The 17,039-nt window shown below is 71.7% G+C and carries 18 protein-coding genes; 11 read left to right on the plus strand and 7 right to left on the minus strand.

Features of this window, described 5'->3' with window-relative positions:
• Positions 1–35: 35 nt before the first annotated feature.
• The gene (locus ACZ6N8_RS09200; protein WP_466008765.1) at positions 36–389 is read right to left on the minus strand and encodes a hypothetical protein; all 354 of its coding nucleotides are present in this window, start codon (positions 387–389) and stop codon (positions 36–38) included.
• A gap of 255 nt (positions 390–644) precedes the next feature.
• Between ACZ6N8_RS09200 and ACZ6N8_RS09205 the strand changes: the two genes are divergently transcribed.
• Positions 645–1,871 (plus strand): epoxide hydrolase family protein, encoded by a 1,227-nt coding sequence (locus tag ACZ6N8_RS09205; protein WP_466008767.1) that lies wholly within the window; start codon positions 645–647, stop codon positions 1,869–1,871.
• Entirely contained in the window at positions 1,872–2,813 is a 942-nt protein-coding gene (locus tag ACZ6N8_RS09210) for a redoxin domain-containing protein (RefSeq protein ID WP_466008769.1), read from the plus strand. It begins immediately after the preceding gene.
• Here the strand turns inward: ACZ6N8_RS09210 and ACZ6N8_RS09215 are convergent.
• Complete coding sequence (locus tag ACZ6N8_RS09215) at positions 2,800–3,690, minus strand: transglutaminase domain-containing protein (protein ID WP_466008771.1); 891 nt, start codon at positions 3,688–3,690, stop codon at positions 2,800–2,802. The genes ACZ6N8_RS09210 and ACZ6N8_RS09215 overlap by 14 nt on opposite strands.
• A gap of 65 nt (positions 3,691–3,755) precedes the next feature.
• Here ACZ6N8_RS09215 and ACZ6N8_RS09220 point away from each other — a divergent pair, with 65 nt between their 5' ends.
• Complete coding sequence (locus ACZ6N8_RS09220) at positions 3,756–4,340, plus strand: GNAT family N-acetyltransferase (protein ID WP_466008773.1); 585 nt, start codon at positions 3,756–3,758, stop codon at positions 4,338–4,340.
• A gap of 47 nt (positions 4,341–4,387) precedes the next feature.
• Here the strand turns inward: ACZ6N8_RS09220 and ACZ6N8_RS09225 are convergent, their stop codons facing one another.
• Positions 4,388–4,990, minus strand: coding sequence for a GrpB family protein (locus ACZ6N8_RS09225; protein WP_466008775.1), 603 nt, complete (start codon positions 4,988–4,990; stop codon positions 4,388–4,390).
• Positions 4,991–5,035: 45 nt separating this feature from the next.
• Positions 5,036–5,533, minus strand: coding sequence for an NUDIX hydrolase (locus ACZ6N8_RS09230; protein WP_466008777.1), 498 nt, complete (start codon positions 5,531–5,533; stop codon positions 5,036–5,038).
• 203 nt (positions 5,534–5,736) lie between these two features.
• Between ACZ6N8_RS09230 and ACZ6N8_RS09235 the strand changes: the two genes are divergently transcribed.
• The 4 genes from ACZ6N8_RS09235 to npdG all read left to right on the plus strand — a co-directional run bounded on the left by ACZ6N8_RS09235 (position 5,737) and on the right by npdG (position 9,160).
• Complete coding sequence (locus tag ACZ6N8_RS09235) at positions 5,737–5,940, plus strand: hypothetical protein (protein WP_139583286.1); 204 nt, start codon at positions 5,737–5,739, stop codon at positions 5,938–5,940.
• A gap of 82 nt (positions 5,941–6,022) precedes the next feature.
• On the plus strand, positions 6,023–6,850 hold the full coding sequence (locus ACZ6N8_RS09240; protein ID WP_466008778.1) for a histone: 828 nt from the start codon (positions 6,023–6,025) through the stop codon (positions 6,848–6,850).
• Between the two features lie 89 nt (positions 6,851–6,939).
• Positions 6,940–8,370, plus strand: coding sequence for an RNB domain-containing ribonuclease (locus ACZ6N8_RS09245; RefSeq protein ID WP_466008780.1), 1,431 nt, complete (start codon positions 6,940–6,942; stop codon positions 8,368–8,370).
• Positions 8,371–8,461: 91 nt separating this feature from the next.
• Complete coding sequence (gene npdG / locus ACZ6N8_RS09250; RefSeq protein ID WP_400312777.1) at positions 8,462–9,160, plus strand: NADPH-dependent F420 reductase; 699 nt, start codon at positions 8,462–8,464, stop codon at positions 9,158–9,160.
• 336 nt (positions 9,161–9,496) lie between these two features.
• Here the strand turns inward: npdG and ACZ6N8_RS09255 are convergent, their stop codons facing one another.
• The 3 genes from ACZ6N8_RS09255 to ACZ6N8_RS09265 all read right to left on the minus strand — a co-directional run bounded on the left by ACZ6N8_RS09255 (position 9,497) and on the right by ACZ6N8_RS09265 (position 13,736).
• Positions 9,497–10,747 carry an HNH endonuclease signature motif containing protein gene (locus ACZ6N8_RS09255; RefSeq protein WP_466008782.1) on the minus strand — a complete coding sequence of 417 codons (1,251 nt, stop codon included), beginning with the start codon at positions 10,745–10,747 and terminating at the stop codon, positions 9,497–9,499.
• A 278-nt stretch (positions 10,748–11,025) separates the two neighbouring features.
• The gene (gene panB / locus ACZ6N8_RS09260; RefSeq protein ID WP_466008784.1) at positions 11,026–11,871 is read right to left on the minus strand and encodes a 3-methyl-2-oxobutanoate hydroxymethyltransferase; all 846 of its coding nucleotides are present in this window, start codon (positions 11,869–11,871) and stop codon (positions 11,026–11,028) included.
• Positions 11,872–11,981: 110 nt separating this feature from the next.
• On the minus strand, positions 11,982–13,736 hold the full coding sequence (locus tag ACZ6N8_RS09265) for an NAD+ synthase (protein WP_466008786.1): 1,755 nt from the start codon (positions 13,734–13,736) through the stop codon (positions 11,982–11,984).
• A 207-nt stretch (positions 13,737–13,943) separates the two neighbouring features.
• Here ACZ6N8_RS09265 and glnA point away from each other — a divergent pair, with 207 nt between their 5' ends.
• The 4 genes from glnA to ACZ6N8_RS09285 all read left to right on the plus strand — a co-directional run bounded on the left by glnA (position 13,944) and on the right by ACZ6N8_RS09285 (position 17,010).
• Positions 13,944–15,293 carry a type I glutamate--ammonia ligase gene (gene glnA, locus ACZ6N8_RS09270; RefSeq protein ID WP_357991200.1) on the plus strand — a complete coding sequence of 450 codons (1,350 nt, stop codon included), beginning with the start codon at positions 13,944–13,946 and terminating at the stop codon, positions 15,291–15,293.
• A gap of 88 nt (positions 15,294–15,381) precedes the next feature.
• A complete protein-coding gene (locus ACZ6N8_RS09275) occupies positions 15,382–15,807 on the plus strand; it encodes a DUF350 domain-containing protein (RefSeq protein ID WP_364362486.1) in 426 nt (141 codons plus the stop codon).
• Positions 15,808–15,843: 36 nt separating this feature from the next.
• Positions 15,844–16,536 (plus strand): helix-turn-helix transcriptional regulator, encoded by a 693-nt coding sequence (locus tag ACZ6N8_RS09280; protein ID WP_466008789.1) that lies wholly within the window; start codon positions 15,844–15,846, stop codon positions 16,534–16,536.
• Positions 16,537–16,644: 108 nt separating this feature from the next.
• Positions 16,645–17,010 carry a VOC family protein gene (locus ACZ6N8_RS09285; RefSeq protein ID WP_387119796.1) on the plus strand — a complete coding sequence of 122 codons (366 nt, stop codon included), beginning with the start codon at positions 16,645–16,647 and terminating at the stop codon, positions 17,008–17,010.
• Positions 17,011–17,039 lie beyond the last annotated feature (29 nt).

Below are 17,039 nucleotides of genomic sequence, written 5' to 3' on the forward strand. Positions count from 1 at the left end.
CCGTCCGGGGCGGGTCACGAGGGGCGCACCCGCGCTCATTCGCCCCAGTCGAGCCGATGGTCGGGTACGCCGACGGTCCGGCCGTGCTCGACGGCGGCTTCCCTTCCCGCGCGGTCACCCTTGGTGTAGCGAAAGACGCGTCCGGGGAAGACGACGACATGATCATCGCCGACTTCGAAGTCCGCGTACCAGCCTTGATCGCTCACCAGTGCCCCGGCCAGCGCCGCCGCCACCTCGTCGGCTGCTTCGTCGGGCGCCTCGAAATCCAGGAAAGTCCAGACATCCGGCTGCTCACCCGACGTCGAACCAGACACGTCGTGTCGGCCGACTCGAACGACGTGTAGCGACGGTATGCGCACATCGATACCGATCCGCAGACTCTCGGTCAATAGTCGTCCCCGCAACATCGACCGACCTTCTCATGTGGACGGCTTCCGGAGAACACCCGCGCGACCCGTGTGTCGCCCCGATGTCCGGAAGGCGGCTGAGTAAGTGGGAACTTCACCAACCATCGCAGTCAGCCAACACTAGGCTCCGAGATATGGCGGCGGCGTGCCCAAATCCGTTGGCACATAAGTCGGGCAGTGCCTTCACCGCATGATTTCTCCTCGCGAGGCGCAAACCTAGACGGAGAGGAAACACGCATGGCTGTCAAAACCAAGACCCGTCCGGGCACCACGGAGATTCGGCCGTTCTCGGTCGACATTCCCCAGGCCGACCTCGATGACCTGAAAAGGCGTATCAAGGCCACCCGCTGGCCGGACAAGGAAACGGTGGACGACCAGTCGCAGGGCGTGCCACTCGCGACCATTCAGGCCGTCGCCCGCCATTGGGAGAAGGAGTACGACTGGCGCAAGGTCGAGGCGCGACTGAACGCCGTACCGCAGTTCATGACCACCATCGACGGGGTGGACATCCACTTCATCCACGTGCGCTCGAAGCACGAGGACGCGCTGCCGCTCATCGTCACCCACGGGTGGCCGGGCTCGGTGATCGAGCAGATGAAGATCATCGAGCCGCTCACCGACCCGACGGCGCACGGCGGGAGCGCGTCGGACGCCTTCCACCTGGTGATCCCGTCGCTGCCCGGCCACGGTTTCTCCGGCAAGCCGACCGAGTCGGGGTGGAACCCGCAGAAGATCGCGACCGCCTGGACCGAGTTGATGAAGCGGCTCGGCTACGACCGGTTCGTCGCGCAGGGCGGCGACTGGGGTGCGGTAATCGTGGACCAGATGGGCATCCAGGCGCCCCCGGAACTGATCGGCATCCACACCAACATGCCAGGTGCGATCCCCACCGAGATAGACCTGTTGTTCCAGGGCGACACCACCGGCGCGAACAACGCCATGGGCTCGCTGCCGTCCGGTCTCTCCGACGACGAGATGCGTGCCGCCGAGGAAGCCAACTACGTCTGGAAGCACGTCGCGTACGCCCTCATGATGGCGACGCGTCCGCAGACGCTTACCGGGCTGGCGGATTCCCCTGTCGGTCTGGCGTCGTTCCTGCTCGACCACGACGCGAAGAGTCTGGCCCTGATCGCACAGGTCTTCGACGGCGCCCAGGCGGGTCTGACCCGCGACGACATCCTGGACAACATCTCGCTCTACTGGTTGACGAACACGGCGATCTCGGCGGCCCGCCTGTACGCGGAGAACAAGCTGTCGTTCTTCGCGGCCAAGGGCGTGAACGTCCCGGTCGCCGTGAGCGTGTTCCCCGACGAGCTGTACGAGGCACCGCAGAGTTGGGCCGAGCAGGCGTACCCCAACCTCATCTACTACAACAAGCTCGACGTGGGCGGGCACTTCGCGGCCTGGGAACAGCCGAAGATCTTCTCCGAGGAGCTTCGGACCGCCTTCCGGTCGCTGCGCTAGATGGCCGTGCACCTGCCCCCGTTCGACGGGGCGGCCGGGTGGCTCAACTCCGAGCCACTCGGCCCCGCTGACCTGCGCGGGCGCGTCGTCCTGGTGAACTTCTGGACGCTGACGTGCATCAACTGGCTACGCCAGGAGCCGTACGTGCGGGCCTGGTCGCGGGCCTACCGCGACGACGGGCTGGTCGTGGTCGGCGTGCACACGCCGGAATTCTCGTTCGAGCACGACACCGACCAGGTACGGCGGGCGGTCGCGGCGCGCTCCATCGACTACCCGGTGGCGGTCGACAACGACTTCGCGATCTGGAGAGCATTCGCCAACCAGTACTGGCCGGCCCTCTACTTCGCCGACACCGACGGTGCCATCCGTGACGAACACTTCGGTGAGGGACGTTACGAGCAGTCCGAGCGGGTGCTCCAGCAACTGCTCGGCATCGAGCGGGACCCCGTACCCGTCAACGGGCTCGGCCCGGAGGCGGAGGCCGACTGGACCAACCTGCGCACGCCCGAGACGTACCTCGGTTTCAGTCGCGGCGAACACTTCGCGTCGCCGAACGGCGCCGCGCTCGACGAACGTCGCGCCTACGACATCCCCGAGCGCCTGGACCTCAACCAGTGGGCGCTGGCGGGGGAGTGGACGATCGGGTCGGAGAACGTCGTGCTGGAGCACGCCGGCGGCGGCATCGCCTTCCGGTTCCACGCCCGCGACGCGCATCTCGTGCTGGCCCCCGGGGCGGGAGCGCCGATCCCGTTCCGCGTGCTGCTCGACGGTGACGCTCCCGGCCCGTCACACGGCGTCGACGTCGACGAGGACGGCAACGGCGTACTCCAGGACGGCCGGCTCTACCAGCTCGTCCGCCAGGACGGCGCGGTCCGGGAGCGGACCCTGGAGATCACGTTCGGCGAGCCCGGCGCCGAGGCGTACGCCTTCACCTTCGGGTAGCGCGGGTGCCCAGGTCGACAGTGCTGACGGTGCCGGAGACCGGCGAGATGCTGCGCACCCGCGAGCCGGGGCGGAGCCGGGCGTCGTCGGCGTACCTGTCGGCGAGTGCCTTCTCCGCGGCCTCGTCGCCGTCGTCGGCGGCCAGCAGCAACGCGGCGATCTCGTCCACGACGGTGAGGTCGGCGGTGGAGACGTCGTCGGTCATCGCGTCCAGGCTGTCCCAGAGCAGCAGCTCGTCCTTCTGCCGGTGGGCCAGCTCGAGCAGGACGTAGTCGTGGATGAACCAGTCGCCACGGATCGGTAGCTCCGGGCTGACGCCGTACACCTCGGGGTCGATCGTCCCGGCCCGGTACGCCGACCACACCCGCGCCGCCGAGTCGAAGAGGCCCGCCTTCGGGTCGATGTCGTAGCCGTCGAAACCCCAGTCGCCGGCCGGGTCGACCTCCGGGTCCGCCCAGACCCACCGGTGGCCGTCCCAGTACTCCACCAGCACGTGGTCGTGGTGCCAGCCGGGCACGAAGTACGAGGCGAAACCGACCCGGCTGCGGCTGGGAACGCCGTGCTGGCGGAGCACCGCGACCGAGAGCAGCGTGTGGTCCCGACAGCAGCCGGCCACCCGGTCGACGGCCGGACGCTCGGCGGCGAGGGGCAGCGGGAATCGGGACTGGTCGGTGTCGAGGATGCGGTCCACCCAGCGGCAGTTCACCTCCTCCAGCCGGTCGGGCGGCAACTCGACGCCGCCGGCGCGGTAGTGGACGATCACGTTGCGGACGGTCGCCGCCACCGAGGCGATGTCGGCCGGGACGGCGTCGAGCAGCGCGGCATGACGACCGGGGTCGCTGTACGGGGAGTGCTGCCGATAGTCGTCGACGGTCATGCGACGAGTCTGCCGTCTCCCGCCGGGCCGGTGGGGCCAGGCGTCCTGCAATAGTGTCGACTGCCATGACAATCCCCGCGATCACCATCGCCACCCCGGCGGACCGCGACGTGGTGGTCGGTTCCCTGGTTGCCGCGTTCGTGAAGGACCCCGTCCTGCGGTGGCTGTTCCCCGACGAGGACACCTACCCCCCGTACGCCGCAGCCTTCTTCGGGCACCTCTTCGACAAGCGGGTGCACCACTCGTCGATCTGGACGATCGGCGCCGGCGCCTCCGTCGCCATTTGGGAGCCGCCGGCCGACCCGGCCACGGGCGGCCACGATGACCGGGGCGGCGGCTTCGCCGGTCATTTCCCCGCCGACGTGCTGGCCCGCGTGCAGGCCTACGACGACGCCGTGCACGCCGCCCTGCCAACCGCCCCGTTCTGGTACCTCGGCGTCCTCGGCACCCACCCCGACCACGCCGGACGCGGCTGGGGTCGGGCCGTCATGCGCGCCGGTCTGGCCCGCGCCGCCGCCGACGGCCTACCGACCGTCCTGGAGACGAGCAACCCGGCGAACGTCGAGCTGTACCGCCGCGCCGGCTGGGAGGTGGCGGGTCACCTGCCGGAGCCGGTGCCCACCTGGATCATGCGGCAGCAGCCCCTCTGACGGTCGGTGGGCGCGGGCGGTCGACCGGCGGCGCCGGGTCCGATCGCTCAGGGCGCTTGGCTGTCCGCGAAGATCCGTGCGTAGATCTCGTCGATGACGTCGTTCTTCGCGAGGCTGTAGTCGCGTGGTCGACCGGCGGTGTCGCGTGCCAGGCGTCGCTTCGCCACGGCGTACCGCTCCCGGTCGTCCGGATGCGCCCGCAACCAGTCGCGGAACAGTCGGTGCCGGACGGGCTCGGGCGCGCCCCTCGGCCAGACGTGCAGGTTGACGTCCTCCGCCGCGCTGAGGAGCATCCGGTGCCCGTGCCACCACGGCTCGCGCAGCACCAGTCGGTAGCCGAGCCGTTCCAGGGCGGGAAGGTAGCCGGGCTCGTCCGCGGTGTCCTCGACGAGCAGGTCGATGTCGATGACGGGCTTGGCCGCGAGGCCCGGCACGGCAGTCGACCCCACGTGCTCCACACCGATCGCCACGGCGCCGAGCGCCTCGGTGAGCAGCGCACGGACGCTCGCGTACCGCGGCGCCCAGGCCGGGTCGTGGTCCTCGACGACGACCGAGCGCCACGTCCGGGGCGGTTCGCCCACCAGGCCCGCGTCCACCTGATCAGGGGTGGCGTGGAATCGGCGTACGACGTCCTGCGGATATTCGGCCACGGCAGACCCTTCCGGGAGAAGCAAAGTCCGCCAGCGTACGCGGACTCAGTCCGGAACGTCGTCCCAGCCGGTGCCCGGCGGCAGGTAGCCGGCCACCGGGTTGTCCCGCAGGGCGTAGGCGAGGACCAGCAGGGCGTGCTTGTCCAACTCGGGCAGGCGGTCCATCGCGAACCACCGGACATCCAGCGACTCGTCGTCGTTGACCCGTGCCGTGCCGGCCACCACCCGGCACAGGAAGCCCAGGTTGAGGTATTCGCAACGGTCGCCGTTGGGGTACGTGTGCGGGTGCGAGACGGCGCTCGACATCCGCACCGGCGCCACGTCGAGGCCTGTCTCCTCGCGTACCTCACGCACCAGCGCGGTGGCCGGCTGCTCACCGGGCTCGACGAATCCGCTGATCACCGACCAGCGCCCGTCGTCGGCGCGCTGACCCAGCAGCAGCTCACCGGCGTCGTTGCGGATCACCGCGCTGACACTGGGCAGCCAGAGCAGGTCGTGCCCGACGTGTCTGCGCATCCCCACGATGTAGTCAGGTATCGCCACCGGGCGATCATAGGCCGCGACCCGGCCGCCAGGACCACGCCGCCGCCGTGCTCCAGCCCGGGTGAACACGGGTACCGGCTGCCAGCCTTGGCCGTTTTCTGGTGTTTTGCTCCCCCAGACGGAAAGCATATCTACTGTGGAGAAGGTCGGTGACTTGCGTGATCCGGTGGCGGCCGGCCGGTAGTCGGTGCACAGTGATTCCCATGACGGACAGTGAGCGTGGTGGGAAGTACTACTGGTGCACCCGGCACCACCGGGTCGAGACGGACGCCGACGTGTGCCCGGCGAAGCACGTCCTCGGTCCGTACGACTCGGCGGCCGACGCGGAGAACGCCCTGCAACGGGTGCAGGAGCGCAACGAAGCGTGGGATGCCGAGGACGCCCGTTGGGCCGGGGAGGACAGGTAGGCGGCGCGGGACGGCCCGCGCCGAGGCATTTCGTGCTCCGCGAGGACGCACGCGAGAGCACGCCCCCAAGGAGGGAACCACGATGGCCGAAGCACAGCAGGCCACCACCCGCCCGGCCGCCCGACGCACCACCGCGAAGAAGACCGCCGCGGCGGAGCGGAACACGGCGGCGAGCCGGACCACCCCCGTGCGCAAGTCCACCACGGGCGCCGCGAAGGCGCCGGCCCGCAAGGCGGCCGGCGGCGCGGGGCGTGCCCCGGCGAAGAAGACCACCACGGCGGCCAAGAAGGCGCCGGCGAAGAAGACCACCACCAAGACCACGACGGCGGCCAAGAAGGCCCCCGCGAAGAAGACCACCACCCGCAAGACGACCACCGCCGCGAAGCGGACCCCGGCGTCCGCGACGCGCAAGACCACCACCGCCGCGGCGAAGACCACGGGTACGGCGAAGAGGACCACCGCAGCGGCGAAGAAGACGGCAAGCGCCGCGAAGAAGACCACCTCGTCGGCGGCGAAGAAGACCACCGCCGCGGCGAAGGCGCCGGCGCGTAAGGCCGCGACCAAGGCGACCGCCGTGAAGAAGACCGCCGCGAAGAAGGCGCCAGCCAAGAAGGCGCCAGCGAAGAAGACGACGGCGAAGAAGACGACGGCGAAGAAGACAGCCTCCACCCGCCCGAGCGGCGGCGCCCGCAAGGCGCCGGCGAAGAAGGCTCCGGCCGCGAAGTCGACAGGCACCTCGTCGACGGCCGCCCGCAAGGCGGCGGCGAAGAAGGCGCCCGCGAAGAAGACAGCCGCGGCCAAGGCGCCGGCCCGCAAGGTGACCGCCCGCAAGTCGCCGGCCCGCCCGGCCGCCGCCCGGGCCACCACCGGCCGGGGTACGCGCAGCACCGCCCGGAAGGCGACCGGCTGAGCGTACGCCGCCCGTCGACCGTGGGGCTGTCGGAAGATCTCGGCCGGTCACCGGAAGCGGATCACCGACGGCGCTGTCAGGATTGACACGTGGTCATCCGACGCGTGCTCGCACCCCGCATCGACTTCGGCGCGCTGCGCCGCGAACTCGGCCTGCCCGAGGGCTTCCCGGCCGACGCGCAGCAGGAGGCCGACGAGGCGGCCGCGGCACCACCGCGGCCGCCCGTCGACCGCACCGACGTACCGTTCGTCACTGTCGACCCGGCCAGCTCGCGCGACCTGGACCAGGCGATGCAGCTCGCGCGCCGCGCGGGAGGCGGCTACCGGGTGCGGTACGCGATCGCGGACGTCGCCGCGCACGTCTCCCCGGGTGGCGCGTTGGAGGCGGAGACCTGGCGGCGTGGGCAGACCGTCTACCTGCCCGACGGCCACGTGCCGCTGCACCCGCTGACGCTCAGCGAGGGCGCGGCCAGCCTGCTGCCCGACGACGACCGGGCCGCCGTGGTGTGGACCATCGACCTGGACGCCGACGGCGGCACCGTGGCCGTCGAACTGGAACGGGCCCTGGTGCGCAGCCGGGCCAAACTCGACTACACAGGCGTGCAGGCAGCCGCGGACGCCGGACGGCTGCCCGAGCCGATCGCCCTGCTGCCGGAGATCGGCGATCTGCTGACCGTACGCGGGCTGCGCCGCGGCGCCATCAACCTGCCGCTTCCCGAGCAGGACGTGGAACCCGACGGCGACGGCTGGCGGCTGGTGCTGCGCGGCCCGGCCCCCATGGAGGAGTACAACGCGCAGATCTCCCTGCTGACCGGGATGGCCGCCGCCGACATCATGCTGGCCGGCCGGGTCGGCCTGCTGCGCACCATGCCGGCCCCGAAATCGGAGGCGGTGCAGCGGCTGCGCGCCGCCGCCGCGCCGCTCGGCGTGCACTGGCCCGACGGCGTCGGCCCGGGCGAGGTGATCGCCGGGCTGGACCCCGCCCAGCCGCGGGCCGCCGCGTTCATCGACCAGGCGGCCGAGTTGATGCGCGGCGCCGCGTACACCGCCTTCGACGGCGCGCTTCCCGAGCAGTCGCAGCACGGCGGGGTGGCCGCCGCGTACGCCCACGTCACGGCGCCGCTGCGGCGCCTCGCCGACAGGTACGCCACCGAGGTGTGCCTGGCCCTGCACGCGGGCCGTTCGGTGCCCGACTGGGCGCGTGAGGCCCTGACCCGGCTGCCCGAGGTGATGGCCAGCACCGACCGGACGGCCTCGGCGGCCAGCCGGGGAGCTGTCGAGCTGGCCGAGGCGGTGCTGCTGGCGGACCGGGTCGCCGAGGTCTTCGACGCGGCGGTCCTGGACGTCGACGCCCCGCCCAACGGTAAGTCCCGCCCCCGTCCGCCCGGCGGCACTGTCGCCCTGGACACCCCACCGGTACGCGCCCGCTGCCTCGGTGACCTGCCGCTCGGCGAGCGGGTCCGGGTCCGCCTGGTCACCGCCGACCCGGCGGCCCGCACCGTCCTGTTCGAGCTGGCCTGACCCGGCTCGCGGTTGCGGCCCTCCGGGGCAGCGGGGATTGTCACAGCACACGGCGCTGCTGCCGTGCCTGGTGGTTTGGAAGGATGATCCCATGGCATACGACGCGAGCACGCTGCCCGACGTGTCCGGGCTGACGGTCGGCATCATCGGTGGCACAGGCGACCAGGGACGGGGCCTCGCCTACCGGTTCGCGCGGGCCGGGCAGACGGTGCTGATCGGCTCCCGTTCCGCGGAGCGGGCCGCCGAGTCCGCCGCCGAGATCGCCGCCCTGCCCGGAATGCCGGCCGACGCCAGCATCACCGGCGCGGCGAACGACGAGGTGGCCCGGCGCAGCGACATCGTGATCATCGCGGTGCCGTGGGACGGGCACGCCGCAACCGTCGCCTCCCTCGCCGAGCCGCTCGCCGGCCGGATCGTCGTCGACTGCGTCAACCCGCTCGGCTTCGACAAGCAGGGCCCCTACGCGCTCACAGTCGCCGAGGGCAGCGCCGTTCAGCAGGCCGCCGCCCTCCTGCCCGACTCCCGGGTCTGCGCGGCGTTCAACCACGTCAGCGCCCCGCTGCTCGCCGACCCCGACGTCGACCGCATCGACCTGGACGTGCTGATCTGCACCGAGGACCGCGAACTGGTCGACGTGGTCGGCGCGCTCGCCGCCCGGATCCCCGGGATGCGCGGCATCTACGCCGGTCGGCTCCGCAACGCCCACCAGATCGAGGCGTTCACCGCCAACCTGATCGCCATCAACAAGCGCTACAAGGCCCACGCCGGCATCCGCGTCACCGACCTCTGACCGGACCGCCGCCACCCAGACTCGCTGGCCGGCGATTCGTCGTACCGGGTTTCGTTGTACCGGGTTTCGTCTGTCCGGCGTCGCGCGGCCTAGCGTTTGCGCGGCCCACCGTCGCGCGGCCTAGCGTTTGGGTGGCCCACCGTCGCGCGGCCCGGCGTTGCCGGTGGCCACGGGCACGCCAAGGCCGCTACTGCTGCGGCTGTTGGCGCGCGGCGTTGGACGCCCCGTCGGGCGGTCGTGCGTCGGGCGACGGGTGTCGGGCGGGTCCAGCTCCAATCGTCGGCTCGTCAGCGGCCAGGCCTCGGGGGTGGCCGGGTGTTGTGGCTGGTCGGCGGCCTACGCTCGTCGGTGGTAGTGATTGCGGCGGGGAACCTGCGTGGGGTCGAGCCAGGCGGGTGGGACGAACTCGGGTTGGCCGTCATGGCCGAGGTGGACGGTCCAGTCGCCGCGGTGGAGATGGCGGTGGTGGTGGCCGCAGAGCAGGACCGCGTTGGCGAGGCTGGTGGGCCCGCCGTCGGCCCAGTGCCGGATGTGGTGGGCGTCGCACCAGCGGGGTGGACGGTCACAGCCGGGGAAGGCGCAGCCTCGGTCGCGTAGGGCGAGAGCGCGCCGGAGCGGGCCGGTGAACAGGCGTCGTTGCCGGCCGACGTCGAGGACGTGACCACCGCCGCCGAGGACGGCGGGCAGGATGGCGGCGTCGCAGGCGAGCCGGCGCACGGTGTCGGGGGTGAGTGCGAGGCCGGTGTCCAGGCTGCCCGCGCCCAGCTGGCGGGTCAACGCGTGGTAGCCGGTGGTGACGACGATCTGGGCGGGGTCGCCGCCGTTCTCGGGCAGTTGGCCGGTGCGTAGGGCGAGTCGGCAGACCTCGGTGAGGGCGTCGTGGCGGCGTTGCCCGGCGGTGCGCTTGTCGTCGGGGTCCGAGGGCGCGGTGAGTGGGTCGAGGGCGGCACGCAGCACGGCGGCGGCCTCGGTGTCGAGGGTGCCGGTGAGGCGCAGCCGGCCGTCGGGCTGCTCGGAGAGGGTGAGGTGCCGGTCGCGGGTGGCGCGGCGGTCGTCAGCGTCGAGTGCGGCCCTGGCGGCGTGGTCGGCCAGGTCGGGAGCGACGTGGTCGAGGATGCGGGTGCCGAGTATGCGCAGCCGGACGGGGTCGAACTGGCCGGACCAGTCGACGAGGACGCCTACGGCCTTGTCGGCGGCCTGCGTGCCGGCGACATCCTGCACGGTCGCGACGGTGTCGGCGATGACTCGGGCCTGGTCGACGGTGATGTCCGCGCCGGCGAGGGCGCGTCGTACCCCGGGATTGCCGGTGTCGAGAGTGGCGGCGAGGTCGACCAGCCGGCGGGCGGCGGGCACGGTGAGGCGCAGTCGCTCGCGGAGCCAGACCGCGGTGGAGGACGCACCCTGGGCAATCGGCGTGCCGCGGCCGTCGAGTTCGCGGATCGCCGCCAGTTTCACGGCGGCGAGGCGCTGCTCGATGCGGTGTGCGGCGTCGAGCGTGGCGAGCAGGTCGGGCTCCGCCGCAGCCCAGATCGGTACGTCGGCGCAGGCGGCGATTGCCTCCTCCGCCTGCGCCAACGACTCCAACATGTCCTGACACTAGAACAAACGTACGACACTTTCAGTTACCAAGATCGATATGCGCCTGGCTGGAGGATCCGTTGGCGACCGACCAGCGGCGGATGCCGCGGCTGCCGAGCTTCAGGCCGTGCGGACCCGGCCACCGCTCCCGAGCGACCTGACCGGCAGCGGCCCGACCGGCAGCGACCCGGCCGGCAGCGGCCTGACCGGCAGCGGCCGAACATCCGCCGTCCCGGCGGCGTCGCCGACCGGGCGGGGAACACCCCCACTTAGGAGCCGCCCCCGGTCTAGAAGGTGTGTTCGGCGGCCGGGAACCCGCCGCCGCGCACCTCGTCGGCGAAGCGGCGGGTGGCGTCGGTGAGGGTGCCGGCAAGGTCCGCGTACCGCTTGACGAAACGTGGGGTCTTGCCGGTGCGCAGACCGGCCATGTCCTGCCAGACCAGCACCTGCGCGTCGGTCTCCGGGCCGGCCCCGATGCCCACCGTCGGGATCGGCAGCTCCGCGGTGATCCGCTTGGCCACCTCGCCGGGCACCATCTCCAGCACCACCGCGAAGGCGCCCGCCTCGGCGACCGCCCGCGCGTCGGCGAGCACCTCCTCGGCCGTGTCGCCCCGGCCCTGCACCCGGTAGCCGCCCAGGGTGTGCTCGCTCTGCGGGGTGAAGCCGATGTGCGCCATCACCGGGATGCCGGCGCCGACGATCGCGGCGATCTGCGCGGCGCAGCGACGGCCACCCTCCAGCTTCACCGCGTGGCAGCCACCCTCCTTCATGAACCGCACGGCGGTACGCAGTGCCTGGGCCGGACCCTCCTCGTACGAGCCGAAGGGCAGGTCGCCGACGATAAGCGACTGCCGGGTGGCCCGCACCACCGCCCGCACCAGCGGCAGCAGCTCGTCGGCGGTGATCGGCAAGGTCGTCTCGTAGCCGAACACGTTGTTCGCTGCCGAGTCGCCCACCAGCAGCACCGGCACGCCGGCCTGGTCGAAGATCCCCGCCGTGTACTGGTCGTACGAGGTGAGCATCGGCCACCGTTCGCCGCGCTCCTTGGCGGCGATCAGGTCGCGGGTACGGACCCGCCTGGTGGCCGGGCCGCCGTACAGGGCGGTCACCTCGTTCGCAGTGGACTCCACCATGACTGTCTCCTTCCTCGAGGCCGCCTGCGCGGTCCCCGGGTTCCACCGCGATCGTCGCACCGCAGGAGCGGGTCGCGGCAGGGCGCAGTGCAGGATGTCACTCCGGACGGTCAGCCCTTCTCGCGCCAGCGGTTGGTGATGGGCAGGCGGCGGTCCCGGCCGAACGCCTTCATCGAGATCTTCGCGCCGGGAGCCGACTGCCGACGCTTGTACTCGGCGGTATCCACCAGGCGGAGCACCTTGTCGACCACCGCCGGGTCGTGGCCCGACTCGACGAGCCCGTCGCGGCCCAGGTCACCGTCGACGTAGCCGATCAGGATCGGGTCGAGTACGTCGTAGTCGGGCAGGCTGTCGCTGTCCAACTGGCCGGGGCTCAGCTCGGCGCTGGGCGGCTTGCCGATCGAGTTCTCCGGGATCGGCGGGGTCTCGCCCCGGCGGGCGGCGTCCGTATTGCGCCACTTCGCGAGCCGCCACACAAGCGTCTTCCACACGTCCTTGATCGGGTTGAAGCCGCCCACCGAGTCGCCGTACAGGGTGGAGTAGCCCACCGCCAGCTCGCTCTTGTTGCCGGTGGTCAGCACCAGGTGCCCCTCCTGGTTCGACAACGCCATCAGGATGACGCCGCGGACCCGGGCCTGGAGGTTCTCCACCGCCACCCCGGACAGCGACAGGTTGGCCAGGAAGCCGTCCACCATCGGCTGGATCGGCTCGACGCGGTAGTCCAGTCCGGTGCGCTTGGCCAGGTCGGCGGCGTCCTCGCGGGAGTGTTCGGAGGAGTGCTGGCTGGGCAGCGACACCCCGACGACCCGGTCTCCGCCGAGGGCGTCGACGGCCAGGGCGGCCACCACCGCCGAGTCGATGCCGCCGGAGAGGCCGAGCACCACCGACGGGAAGCGGTTCTTGTTGACGTAGTCGCGCAGGCCCAGCACCAGCGCCTGCCACACCTCGGCCTCGTCGGCCACCGGCTCGATCAGCCCGCCGACGGCGGCCGGACCCGAGGGGGTGGGCGGGACACCGTCCACCGCGCCGCGGACGACCCGCAGGCCGGCGGCGGTCTGGGCGGCCGGCGGCTCGGTCGCGGCCGGCAGGTCGACGTCGTGGACGAGGAGGTGCTCGACGAACTGCGGGGCGCGGGTGAGCAGCTCCCCGTCGGCGCTCACGATCATCGAGTCGCCCTCGAAGACCAGCTCGTCCTGCCCGCCGATCATGTTGACGTACGCGATTGTGGCGTTCGCCTCGGCGGCCCGGCGGCGGACCAGCGGCAACCGGATGTCGTCCTTGTTCAGCTCGTACGGCGAGCCGTTGATGTTGACCACCAGGCCGACGCCCGCCTCCCGGGCGGCGGCGAACGGACCGCCGGCCTGCCACAGGTCCTCGCAGATCGTCAACGCCACGTCCACCCCGGCGATGCGCACCACGGTGAGCGTGTCGCCGGGGATGAAGTAGCGGTCCTCGTCGAACACGCCGTAGTTGGGCAGGTGGTGCTTGAAGTAGCGGGCGGCCACCGTGCCGCCGTGCAGGAGCGCGGCGGCGTTGCGGGCACCGTGGCCGGGCTCCGCGTCCCCGCTGATCTGCGGCGGCCCGTCGGCGTCGAGGTAGCCGACCACCACCGGCACCTCGCCGAGGCCGTCCGCGGCGAGGTCTGCGGCGAGCCGCTCCAGGGCCGCCCGGGACGCGGCGACGAAGGACCGCCGGAACACCAGGTCCTCGACCGGGTAGCCGGTGAGCATCATCTCCGGGAAGAGCACCAGCTGGGCACCGGCATCGGCGGCCTGGCGAGTCCAGCTGCGGACCAGGTCGGCGTTGCCGGCGAGGTCGCCGACGCTCGGGTTGACCTGGGACAGGGCGAGACGCAGGGTGGGCATGTCCTCATCTTGCCCCAGTCGTGTCGGAGTCATTCGGCGGTAGCGGCGCGTTCGACGGCGGCGTCTCCGACCGTCGGGCGGGACACGAGGGGACGGCGGGCGGCGGTTCGCGTAACGTCTGCGTAACCGGGCCCGGGAACACTGGGCGGTCAGGTCGGGTAGAGCCCGGCCAAGGCGGACAAAAGAGTGTCGCGAGGGGTTGGGGAAGTGGACCGTCAGCAGGAGTTCGTCCTCCGTACGCTGGAAGAGCGGGACATCCGGTTCGTCCGGCTGTGGTTCACCGACGTGCTGGGCACGCTCAAGAGCGTCTCGGTGGCCCCCGCCGAGCTGGAGTCGGCCTTCGAGGAGGGCATCGGCTTCGACGGCTCGGCGATCGAGGGCTTCGCCCGGGTCTTCGAATCGGACATGGTGGCCATGCCCGACCCGACCACCTTCCAGGTCTTCCCGTTCGAGGGTGGGGTCAGCGGCGAGAGCGCCAGGATGTTCTGCGACATCCTGCTGCCCGACGGCAGCCCGTCCTGGGCCGACCCGCGGCACGTGCTGCGCCGCGCGCTCTCCAAGGCCGCCGAGAAGGGCTTCACCTTCTACACCCACCCCGAGATCGAGTTCTTCCTGCTGGAGAACGGCCCGCAGGACGGGTCCGTGCCGACGCCCGTCGACACCGGCGGCTACTTCGAGCACACCACCCACGCAGTGGCCCGGGACTTCCGCCGCCAGGGCGTGCTGGCGCTCGAGCGCATCGGCATCTCGGTGGAGTTCAGCCACCACGAGGTCGCGCCCGGCCAGCAGGAGATCGACCTGCGGTACGCCGACGCGCTCACCACCGCCGACAACATCATGACCTTCCGGCACGTGGTCAAGGAGGTGGCGCTCTCCACGGGCGTGCAGGCCAGCTTCATGCCCAAGCCGTTCACCGACCAGCCGGGCAGCGGGATGCACACCCACCTGTCGCTGTTCGAGGGCGAGCGCAACGCGTTCCACGACTCGGGCGACCCGATGAAGCTGTCCAAGGTGGCGAAGTCGTTCATCGCCGGCCTGCTGATGCACGCCCGCGAGTACACGGCCGTCACCAACCAGTGGGTCAACTCGTACAAGCGGCTGTTCCCGCAGCACCTGCCGGACCGCATCACGGAGAGCCCGGCGTACGTCTGCTGGGGTCACCTGAACCGCTCCGCGCTGGTCCGCGTGCCCGCGTACGGAAAGCCGAACTCGGCAAGGGTCGAGGTCCGCTCGCCGGACTCGGCGGCCAACCCGTACCTGGCGTTCGCGGTGCTGCTCGGCGCCGGCCTCAAGGGCATCGAGGAGGGGTACGAGCTGCCGCCGGGCGCGGAGGACGACGTGTGGTCGCTGACCAGCGCCGAACGCCGCGCCATGGGGTACGAGGCGCTGCCGGAGAACCTGGCCGAGGCGATCGACGTGATGGCCGAGTCCGAGCTGGTCGCCGAGGTGCTCGGCGAGCACGTCTTCGACTTCTTCCTGCGCAACAAGCGGGCCGAGTGGGAGCAGTACCGCCGCGAGGTCACCCCGTACGAGCGGCAGCGCTACCTGGCGCTGTAACGCCGGGGCTGACGCGGTTGCGCGCTGCCGCTATCGTCTCGATCACCGCGCCGGTACCCCTTCCGGGCGGAGAGTCGGGAGGCAGTCGGTGCTGGAGGATCTGCTCAGCGGTGCCTGGCAGAGCGTCGTGTTCGGGATCGTCGGCGTGGGGCTGATGGCGGCCGGGTTCGGCCTGGTCGACCTGCTCACGCCGGGGCGGTTGCGGGACCTGATCTGGGTGGACCGCAACACCAACGCGGGGCTGCTGCTCGCCGCCAACCAGCTCGGCATCGCCGGGATCGTCTTCACGGCGATCCTGACCAGCTACAGCGACTTTGGTAAGGGCCTCGCCTCCACCGTGGTGTTCGGGCTGCTCGGGCTGGGCATCATGGCGCTGGCCTTCTTCGTGCTCGACCTGCTCACCCCCGGCAAGCTCGGTGAGGTCATCTGCTCACCCGAGCCGCATCCGGCGGCCCGGGTCAGCGCCGCCACCCACTTCGGCGCAGCGCTCATCGTCTGCGCCTGCATCGCCTGAGCGCGTTCGTCGTACCCCGGCCGTAGCGTGCCGGGCATGAACCGTACGGACCGGCTCTACGCCCTGGTCGAGGAGTTGCGGGCGGTGTCGCCGCGTCCGCGCAGCGCCCGCTGGCTGGCGACCCGCTTCGAGGTGAGCAGCCGGACCATCGAACGGGACATCGGCGCCCTCCAGGAGGCGGGGGTGCCGATCTGGGCCGAGCCGGGGCGCACCGGCGGCTACACGCTGGACCGCGCCCGCACCCTGCCACCGGTCAACCTCACCCCGGCCGAGGCGGTGGCGATGGCGGTCGCGCTGCACCGGCTCGCGGGCACGCCGTTCGCCGGGCCGGGTGGCACCGCGCTGCGCAAGCTGGTGGCGGTGCTTCCGGCCGCCGAGGCCGCCGAGGCGCACCGCCTCGCCGGCCGGGTGCACCTGGTCGGCGACGGGCCGGCCACGCCCGTCCCGGCCATCGTCGCCGACGCGGTGTCCGCGAGGCGGGTGCTGCGCATCGGGTACGCCGACCGCGACGGCGCGGGTTCGGTCCGCGACGTCGAGCCGGTGGGCTACCTCGGCAACCACCGGCACTGGTATCTGGTGGCCTGGTGTCGGCTCCGCGGCGAGCTGCGCTGTTTCCGGACCGACCGGATCCGGATGGTCCGGGCGCTGTCCGAGGTGGTGTCCCGGGAGTGGCACCCGACGGATCTCGACATTCCGCACGAGCGGGTCCGGTCGGTGAGCCTGGTCTGACCCCCGTCAGGTGATCCGGAAACACCGACAGGACGGTGTCGCGCACGGGCCCGAGACTGCTCCAGACGACGGCCGAACGGCCGGCTTTGGAAACACTGGAGGCAGTACATGTCCACGACGCCCATCACCTGGTTCGAGTTCGGCACCGACCGGCCGGAAGAGGCGCAACGGTTCTACGGAGAGCTGTTCGGCTGGACCTTCGAGCAGCAGGGCCCGTCGTACCGTGTGACCGGCGCCGGTGGCGACACCGGGATCGGCGGGGCGATCCGGACCATCAGCGACGACGCACCGAACTACGCGGCGTTCTACGCCGAGGTGGCCGACGTCGCGGAGACCTGCCGTCGGGCCGAGGCGGCCGGCGGCACGGTGCTGGTGCCACCGGCCACGACGCCGAGCGGCCTGGTCCGCGCCCAACTGCTCGACCCGGTCGGGAACCGGGTGGGACTGTTCGCGCCCCCACCCGCGCAGGCCTGAGCCCCGGCCCGGCGGCCCGCTGTGGCCAA

This window comes from Micromonospora sp. NPDC047521 (genome assembly GCF_055587305.1).